Raw genomic sequence first — 10,563 nt, forward strand, 5'->3', positions numbered from 1 at the left:
CCTAATCATCCTCGCGAGGCTGGGACTACGAAATCGAGACTTTGTCTATCGATTTCTGTCCCACCGCCTTTTTTAGTAAAACCATTCACTAAATCTACATTCAGATTTTTAAACTTTTCTACAAATTATAGAAAAAACAATCAAAAATATGATTTTTTGTGTTTAGGGTATTGAAATTTCCTATATTATTTTATAGAATAAGGGTAAAAGGCTATGAAAAAGTAATACGTTTACAAGAAAATGGAAGCGGTTACTAAAGGAGGATTTTATGGAAAAAGGCCATTGGAATCGTAAAAGAGTCTACAGCATTCGTAAGTTTGCCGTAGGAGCTTGCTCTGTCATGATTGGAACCTGTGCGGTTCTATTTGGAGGAAGTGTCATTGGAGAATCACCAGTTTTCGCGGATGAAACTCCTATTACCCACACTGTGGAACAAGCAAAAGAGGAAAGTCCGGCAGTGGAGGTAAAAGAAGATCAAGCTGTAGCAGAGCACAAGGATGCTGCAAGTGTCGACCAAAGTCAAGCTGCTCCAATTGAAGCAAGCAAACCAGAGGTGAAAGAAGAGGAACCTGTAGCTCCAAAAGAGGAGAAAACATCTCTAAAACCTGAAGAAACAGCTCCAAAGGTAGAATCTCAAGCTTCAAGTCAAGAAAAGCCTGTCAAGGAAGAGTTGAAAGCTGCGACAAATGAAGAAGTGAATCAAATGATTGAAGATAGAAAAGTGAATTTTAATCAAAATTGGCACTTTAAACTCAATGCGAATCCTAAAGAAGCTGTGAAATCAGATGCAGACGTATCAACATGGCAAAAATTGGATCTCCCACACGACTGGAGTATCTTTAACGATTTTGACCATCAGTCACCTGCCCAAAACGAGGGTGGACAGCTCAATGGTGGTGAAGCTTGGTATCGCAAGACCTTTAAACTTGATGAAAAAGATCTCAAGAAAAATGTTCGTGTCACTTTTGATGGTGTCTATATGGACTCTCAAGTCTATGTCAATGGCCAGTTAGTGGGGCATTATCCAAATGGTTATAACCAGTTCTCATACGATATCACCAAATACCTTCACAAAGATGGTCGTGAGAATGTGATTGCTGTCCATGCGGTTAACAAACAACCAAGTAGCCGTTGGTACTCTGGTAGCGGTATTTACCGTGATGTGACCTTGCAAGTGACAGATAAGGTTCATGTTGAGAAAAATGGGACAACTATCTTAACACCAAAACTTGAACAACAGCAACATGGCAAGGTTGAAACTCATGTAGCCAGCAAAATCGTTAATACAGATGATAAAGACCATGAATTGGTGGCAGAGTATCAAATCGTTGAACGTGGTGGTCAGGCTGTGACAGGTTTGGTTCGTACAGCGAGTCGTACCTTAAAAGCACATGAATCAACAAGCCTAGATGCGATTTTAGAAGTTGAACAACCAAAACTCTGGACAGTTTTAAACGATAAACCTGCCTTGTACGAATTGATTACGCGTGTTTACCGTGACGGTCAATTAGTTGATGCTAAGAAAGATTTGTTTGGTTACCGTTACTATCACTGGACTCCAAATGAAGGTTTCTCTTTGAATGGTGAGCGCATTAAATTCCATGGTGTTTCCTTGCACCATGACCACGGAGCACTTGGAGCAGAAGAAAATTATAAAGCAGAATACCGTCGTCTCAAACAAATGAAGGAGATGGGCGTTAACGCCATCCGTACAACTCATAACCCTGCAAGTCCACAGACCTTGCAAATCGCAGCAGAACTTGGTTTGCTGGTTCAGGAAGAGGCCTTTGATACGTGGTATGGTGGCAAGAAACCTTATGACTACGGACGTTTCTTTGAAAAAGATGCCACTCACCCAGAAGCTAGAAAAGGTGAAAAATGGTCTGACTACGATCTTCGTACCATGGTCGAAAGAGATAAAAATAACCCGGCTGTCTTTATGTGGTCTATCGGAAACGAAATCGGTGAAGCCAACGGCAATGCTCACTCACTTGCAACGGTTAAACGCTTAGTAAAAGTGATTAAAGATGTTGATAAGACTCGTTATGTTACCATGGGAGCAGATAAGTTCCGCTTTGGTGATGGTAGTGGTGATCATGAGAAAATTGCTAATGAACTGGATGCGGTTGGTTTCAACTACTCAGAAGACAACTACAAGAAACTTCGTGCGAAACATCCAAACTGGTTGATTTACGGTTCAGAAACATCTTCAGCAACCCGTACACGTGGAAGTTACTATCGTCCTGAACAGGAATTGAAACATAGTAACGGACCTGAACGTCATTACGAACAGTCCGATTATGGTAATGACCGAGTTGGTTGGGGTAAAACTGCAACAGATTCATGGACTTTTGACCGAGACAATGCTGGCTACGCAGGACAATTTATCTGGACAGGTACGGACTATATCGGTGAGCCTACACCATGGCACAACCAAAACCAAACTCCTGTTAAGAGCTCTTACTTTGGTATTGTAGATACAGCCGGTATTCCAAAAAATGACTTTTATCTCTACCAAAGCCAATGGGTTTCTGCCAAGAAGAAACCGATGGTACACCTTCTTCCTCACTGGAACTGGGAAGACCCTACTCTAAAAGCGAATGTAGCTGATGCAGAAGGTAAGATTCCAGTTCGTGCTTACTCTAACGCTGCTAGCGTTGAATTGTTCTTGAACGGTCAATCTCTTGGAGTTAAGACCTTCAACAAAAAACAAACCAGCGATGGTCGTACCTACCAAGAAGGCGCCAATGCTAAGGAACTCTATCTTGAGTGGAAGGTTGCGTACCAACCAGGTACCTTGGAAGCTGTAGCTCGCGATGAAGCTGGAAAAGAAATTGCACGTGATAAGATCACTACTGCAGGCCAACCAGCAGGTGTTCGCCTCGTCAAAGAAGAACACGCAATCGCAGCAGATGGAAAAGACTTGACCTACATCTACTATGAAATCGTTGACAGTGAAGGAAATGTGGTACCAACTGCCAATAACTTGGTTCGTTTCCAATTGCATGGACAAGGTCAACTGGTCGGTGTTGATAATGGGGAACAAGCCAGCCGTGAACGCTACAAGGCACAACCAGATGGTTCTTGGATCCGTAGAGCCTTTAACGGTAAAGGGGTTGCCATTGTCAAATCAACTGAACAAGCAGGTAAATTCACGCTAACAGCCCATTCAGATCTCTTGAAATCTGGTCAAGTAACTGTCTTTACTGGTAAAAAAGAAGACCAAGAAAAGACAGTTCTCGGAACAGAGGTACCAAAAGTACGTACTGTTATTGAGAAAGAACCGAAAATGCCGAAGACAGTCGGTTTTATCTACAGTGATGGCAGTCGTGAAAAACGTCCAGTAACTTGGTCTTCAGTTGATGTGAGCCAAGCAGGAGTTGTGACTGTTAAAGGTATGGCAGACGGACGCGAAGTTGAGGCCCGTGTCGAAATTCTAGCAATCGCAAATGAGCTTCCAACTGTTAAGCGTGTTGCTCCAGGAACAGACTTGAGCGCTGTTGACAAATACGTTTCTATTGCTGTTACGGATGGAAGCGTACAAGAATACGAAGTGGATAAGTGGGAGATTGCGGAAGCAGATAAAGCTAAACTGTCAGTTGCAGGATCACGTATTCAAATGACTGGCCAACTGGGTGGTGAGACTATTCACGCTACCCTTGTGGTAGAAGAAGGCGAGGCTGCGGCACCTGCAGTACCAACTGTAACGGTTGGTGGTGAAGCTGTCACAGGTCTTACTAGTCAAAAACCAATGCAATACCGCACTCTTGCTTATGGTGCATCCTTACCAGAAGTTGTAGCAAGTGCTGAAAATGCGGATGTTACCGTAGTCCAAGCAAGTGCAGCAAACGGCATGCGTGCAAGCATCTATGTTCAACCAAAAGATGGTGGCCCTCTTCAAACCTATGCAATTCAATTCCTTGAAGAAGCACCAAAGATTGACCACTTGAGCTTACAAGTAGAGAAAGCTGACGGTCTTAAAGAAGATCAAACAGTGAAATTGTCTGTACTCGCTCACTATCAAGATGGAACACAAGCAGTTTTACCAGCTGATAAAGTAACCTTCTCTACAAGTGGTGAAGGGGAAGTCGCGGTTCGTAAAGGAATGCTTGAGTTACATAAGCCAGGAGTAGTCACTCTGAAAGCGGAATATGAGGGAGCTACAGGTCAAGTTGAACTCACTATCCAAGCCAATACTGAGACGAAGGTTGCGCAATCTATCCGTCCAGTAAATGTAGTGACAGACTTGCATCAAGAACCTACTCTTCCAACAACAGTAACTGTTGAGTATGACAAAGGTTTCCCTAAAACTCATAAAGTCACTTGGCAAGCTATTCCGAAAGAAAAACTAGACTCCTATCAAACCTTTGAAGTGCTAGGTAAAGTTGAAGGAATTGACCTTGAAGCGCGTGCTAAAGTCTCTGTAGAAGGTATTGTTTCGGTTGAAGAAGTCAGCGTGACAACACCAATCGCTGAAGCACCACAATTACCGGAAAGTGTTCGTACCTACGATTCAAATGGTCACGTTTCAACAGCTAAGGTTGCATGGGATGCGATTCAATCAGACCAATACTCCAAGGAAGGTGTCTTTACAGTTAATGGTCGCCTAGAAGGTACGCAATTAACTACCAAACTTCATGTTCGTGTGTCTGCTCAAACTGAGCAAGGAGCAAATATTTCTGACCAATGGACCGGTTCAGAATTGCCACTTGCCTTTGCTTCAGACTCAAATCCAAGCGATCCTGTTTCAAATGTCAACGATAAATTGATTTCCTTTAATGACCGACCAGCCAACCGTTGGACAAACTGGAATCGTACTAATCCAGAAGCTTCAGTTGGTGTCCTATTCGGAGATTCAGGTATCTTGAGCAAACGTTCGGTTGATAATTTAAGTGTCGGATTCCACGAAGACCATGGAGTTGGTGTACCGAAGTCTTATGTGATTGAGTATTATGTCGGTAAGACCGTTCCAACAGCTCCTAAAAACCCTAGCTTTGTAGGTGAGGAAAACCATGTATTTAACAATCCAGCCAACTGGAAACCAGTTACCAATCTCAAAGCACCAGCTCAATTAAAAGCTGGAGAAATGAATCACTTTAGCTTTGATAAAGTTGAAACCTATGCTGTCCGTATTCGTATGGTTCGACTTGATAGCAAGAAAGGAACTTCTATCACAGAAGTACAAATCTTTGCAAAACAAGTCGCAGCAGCCAAACAAGGACAAACGAGAATCCAAGTTGACGGTAAAGACTTAGCAAACTTTAACCCTGATTTGACAGACTACTACCTTGAGTCTGTAGATGGAAAAGTTCCTGCAGTAACAGCAAGTGTTAGCAACAATGGTCTCGCTACCGTCGTTCCAAGTGTTCGTGAAGGTGAGCCAGTTCGTGTTATCGCGAAAGCTGAAAATGGTGATATCCTAGGAGAATACCGTCTACACTTTACAAGCAATAAAGACTTGCTTTCTCGTAAACCAGTTGCCGCGGTCAAACAAGCTCGCTTGCTACAAGTAGGGCAACCGCTTGAATTGCCAACTAAGGTTCCTGTTTACTTCACAGGTAAAGACGGTTACGAAACAAAAGATTTGGCAGTGGAATGGGAAGAAGTTCCAGCAGAAAATCTGACAAAAGCAGGTCAATTTACTGTTCGAGGTCGTGTCCTTGGTAGTGATCTTGTTGCTGAGTTCACTGTACGAGTGACAGACAAACTAGGCGAAGCTCTATCAAATAACCCAGAGTATGATGAAAACAGTAACCAGGCCTTTGCTTCCGCAACTAATGATATTGATCCAAGTTCACATGACCGTGTAGACTATATCAATGATGGAGATCATTCAGAAAATCGTCGTTGGACAAACTGGTCTCCAACACCATCTTCTAATCCAGAAGTATCAGCAGGTGTGATCTTCCGTGAAAATGGTAAGATTGTAGAACGGACTGTTGCGCAAGCCAAACTTCATTTCTTTGCAGATAGTGGTACGGATGCCCCATCTAAACTCGTTTTGGAACGCTATATTGGCCCAGAGTTTGAAGTGCCTACCTACTATTCGAACTACCAAGCCTATGATGCAGCCCATCCATTCAATAATCCAGAAAATTGGGAAGCTGTTCCTTATCGTGCGGATAAAGACATTGCAGCTGGTGATGAAATCAACGTAACATTTAAAGCTGTCAAAGCCAAAGCCATGAGATGGCGCATGGAGCGCAAAGCAGACAAGAACGGTGTTGCGATGATTGAGATGACCTTCCTTGCACCGAGTGAATTGCCTCAAGAAAGTACGCAATCGAAGATTCTTGTAGATGGAAAAGAACTTCCTGACTTCGCTGAAGATCGTCAAGAATATCAAATCACTTATAAAGGTCAACGTCCAAAAGTCTCAGTCGAAGAAAGTAATCAAGTAGCTTCAACAGTTGTAGATAGCGGAGACGATAGCCTTCCAGTGTTTGTTCGCCTTGTTTCAGAAAGTGGAAAACAAGTCAAGGAATACCGTATCCAGTTTACAAAAGAAAAGCCATTTTCTGAGAAGACTGTTGCTGCTGTACAAGAAGATCTTCCAAAACTCGAATTTGTTGAAAAAGATTTGGCCTACAAGACAGTTGAGAAAAAGGATCCAACACTGTATCTAGGTGAAACTCGTGTAGAACAAGAAGGAAAAGTTGGTAAGGAACGGATCTTTACAGCGGTTAATCCTGATGGAAGTAAGGAAGAAAAACTTCGTGAAGTGGTAGAGGCTCCGACAGACCGCATCGTCTTGGTTGGAACGAAACTAGGAACCTCCCTTCCAGAAGATGAAGTGAAGAACCTTGTCCTTAACAGACCAGAACTTGTAATCGAAGAAGAAACAATTGATTTCAAGGTTCAGGAACGTAAGTCTGATGAGTTGTATCTAGGTGAAACTCGTGTTCTCCAAGAAGGTCAAAAGGGTATCCGTGTTCACTTGATCGAGCTTGAAAATGGTAAGCGGACTGAAAAAGAAAGCTATGATAAAGTTATAGCTCAGGATCGCATCGTAGAAGTTGGAACGAAACCAGGAACCTCCCTTCCAGAAGATGAAGTGAAGAACCTTGTCCTTAACAGACCAGAACTTGTAATCGAAGAAGAAACAATTGACTTCAAGGTTCAGGAACAAAAGAACGATAAGCTTCCAGCAGGTCAAACCCGTGTTCTCCAAGAAGGACAAAAAGGTATCCGTGTTCACTTGATCGAAGTTGAAAATGGCAAACGAACTGAAAAAGAAAGCTATGATAAAGTCGTGGCTCAGGATCGCATCGTAGAAGTGGGTACGGCTGGTGAAACAACTAAACCAGTACCTCAAGAATCTACAAAACCACAAGTATCAGAAAAGGCAGATACAAAAGAAATTGCTTCAAATGCAGCTAGTCAAGCTCAAGAAGAGCAGTTGCCAAATACAGGAAGTGCAGAAAGTCAAGCAGCCCTAGCGGCAGGCTTAGCTCTTCTTGGTTTGAGTGCAGGACTAGTAGCCACTAAAGGCAAAAAAGAGGATTAGAATTTCTACGATATGAAGAGATGGGGACAAAATAGATTTATATTTTAAAAACTCTTCATTATGAATTTTGAAAATCTAATAGATTAAATAAAAAGTGAACCAAACTATTCTGGGGCAATCAGAATTCTGTTTAGTTCACTTTTTGTTATGTTCTAAACTTTTGCTTTAATATATTTCTACTATATTAAATCTTATAACAGCATATAGATTAATAAATTGGCTATATTTAGTTTTATGAATAAAGTGACATTATTTATTGAAAGGGAGTAGAAATATCAAAGGAATGAATTCTTTGAAGTTGACATTTCGTAAATAAATTCTTTAGTAATGAAATAAATTAATTAAAATATATATGATATAATAAACCTGATAAGTTCTATTATATTATGTGCTGTAAGTGAATATAATTTTATCAAGAATAGAGCATGGTGTTATTATGGATACGTCACTATATTGTGGAGGTGTTGCGTACGTAGAATTGAATACTTAATTTTTTATCGATATACAAATAGAAAGGTTGGTCATAATGGATAAGATAAAAAAATATCTCGGTTTTCTAGTGTTCCCTCTTTTATTCTTGATGATGCTTTTCCCGGTGGGTGAAGCACATGCGGCAACTGATATCACGAGTAAAGTCAAAATAGATAACTTGAAGATTACTATAGCATCCACAGGAAGCGAGACTGAAGGAATTCATGGTTCAAATGATACTTTGATGAAATTGAAATATTCAGGTAAATTCTCATTTCCCAATGTGGCAGCTAATGAAATCAAGGATGGTGATTACTTTATCGTAAAGGCTCCAAATAACTTGAGTTTGACGGATGGTAGTCTGGATTTGATTGATTCGACGTCAAATATCAAAATGGGGACTGTCCAAGTGGATAATGCTAACCATCGGCTGGTATTTACCTTCAATGACAAGGTGAAGGACAAGCAAAATATCCGTGGGGACTTTGTTGCAGAAGCAACTGAAACACTCCAAAAAGAGGGGAAAACGGTTACTTATGTTTTGCCAGATGGTAAAAAACAGACCATCACGTATAAAGTAAATAAATATCAACAGACTGACGTGATAGGAGAAACCATTACAAAGTACGGTTATAACGATAACAATAAGGCGATAGCACATTTTCAGATGAAGATTAATCGCGCTAAGAAAGATATGACTGGACATGTGGTGAAGATTACAGATGACGTTTCAAAGGGAGCTTTTGCTAACTATGTGGAAGGTACTTTCTATATGTATGAAGCAGAATTCGAAACGACGAATACGAATTCATCTGCTCTTAAACATTTAGGTGATAAATACGAAATCACAACCGATTCGGAGGTATACAAGGCTGACTCAGATAAAAAAGCTTTGTTGACCTTTGTCAACGGGAAACGAGGATTTGAGTTGCTCATGCCGACCAATATGGGAACAAAGAGCTTTTTCTTAACGTATGATACGTCCTCACCAGCAGATACTTCAACGATAAGTAACTCAGCTCAGTACTTGATTGATAACCAACCACAACTTATTTGGGAACAATACGGAGGTAGTATTGGAACCAGAACAGAAGCAACGTTTAATTTAAAGACGGTTAAATCTGTAGGTGCATCAGTCACAGCTGATATTGCTGGTAAGATCAAAATCACAAAATACGATGAAGCGGATGCAACTGTTAAGTTGGCAGGCGTTGTCTTTGAAATCCGTGAGAAAACCACTAATAATTTGGTTGATACCGTTACAACAGATGCGGATGGGATAGCTGTCTCAAAGGCTCTCAATGATGGTAAGTATATCGTTAAAGAAAAAACTCCTAAATCAGGTTATCTGGCAATCAGCAAAGAGTTTGAAGTGGAGTTGAAAGCTGGGAAGGGTGTTCCCCTCAACATCTCCAACAAACGTGAGACAGTTGACTTTGAAGCTACTAAGACTTGGCTAGGTGGGAAATCTACAGATTATAAGAAAGTTAAGCTCGGCTTGTATGTCCATAAAAAAGGACAAACTGTTGCGGACTCCAAACCTGTTTCAGGAAATTATACACCTGAAGTGACAGAGTCCAATGGTGTTTATACTTACAAGTGGAAAAATCAACTACCTAAGTATGATGTTGATGGAACTACAGAGTTAGTCTATTCTGTTCGCGAACTTGAAGAACAGACTAATCTTCCTTTGGCTGAAACAGAAACAGTTGCAGGTGAAACAAGTGATTATGTCGTATCTTACAACGAAGATAAGACAAAAATTACTAATACATATAAACCAGCAAAAATTAGCGTGACTGCTAAGAAAGTCTGGAGTGGTGGTAAGGAAACAGTTCGTCCAACAGTTTACTTCAAATTGTACCGTACGCCAGAAGGTGGAGCGATTGAAGAAGTAGCTGGTGCTGCCCAAAAAGAAGTTCCAAAAACAGCTGGAACTGTAGAATGGACAGACCTTCCTGCGACAGATGAGCACGGCGTGAAGTACACTTACAGTGTGATGGAAGTTGATGATGAAGGCAATCTTGTCACTGCTGTAGATGGTTATACAGCCAATCAAACAGCTGATTTAACTGTCACAAACACCTATGGTACTTCACCAACTAAGGCTGATATTGAAGTCAAAAAAGAATTGGTGGGTGGTCGTCCAACACCTCTTCAAAACGAAGAATTTGAATTTATCTTGAAAGACAAAAATGGCCAAGAAGTTCAAAGAGCTAAGAACGATGCAGCTGGTCGCGTAGTCTTCAAAGATATTCCTTTCGATAAAGCGGGCACTTATACTTACACTATCAAGGAAGTGAAAGGTGGTACAACTGAAAAAGGTATCATCTATGATTCTAAGACAGTGACAGCCAAAGTAACTGTAACTGATGATGGCAAAGGGAATCTGACTGCAGTTGTTGACTACAGTAGTGACGCTAGCGATGGCAGTGTAATCTTTACCAATACATATTCTACTTCAAAAGCAAAAGCAGCTCTTGAAGTGACTAAGAAGTTGACTGGACGTGAGTTGAAAGCTGATGAATTTGAGTTCACTTTGACAGACCAAGACGGTAATGTGAAAGAAACCGTGAAGAATGACA

At 41.1% G+C, this 10,563-nt stretch carries 2 protein-coding genes; both read left to right on the top strand.

Features of this window, described 5'->3' with window-relative positions:
• Window positions 1-268 precede the first annotated feature (268 nt).
• Complete coding sequence (bgaA, locus tag KZX55_RS07305; RefSeq protein WP_248026139.1) at window positions 269-7,507, top strand: Ig-like domain-containing protein; 7,239 nt, start codon at window positions 269-271, stop codon at window positions 7,505-7,507.
• A gap of 526 nt (window positions 7,508-8,033) precedes the next feature.
• Window positions 8,034-10,563 (top strand): Spy0128 family protein (locus KZX55_RS07310; protein WP_248026142.1); only part of this gene is annotated, 2,530 nt, incomplete at its 3' end.

The sequence above is a fragment of the Streptococcus halitosis genome (assembly GCF_023147855.1).
GTDB lineage: Bacteria > Bacillota > Bacilli > Lactobacillales > Streptococcaceae > Streptococcus > Streptococcus halitosis_B.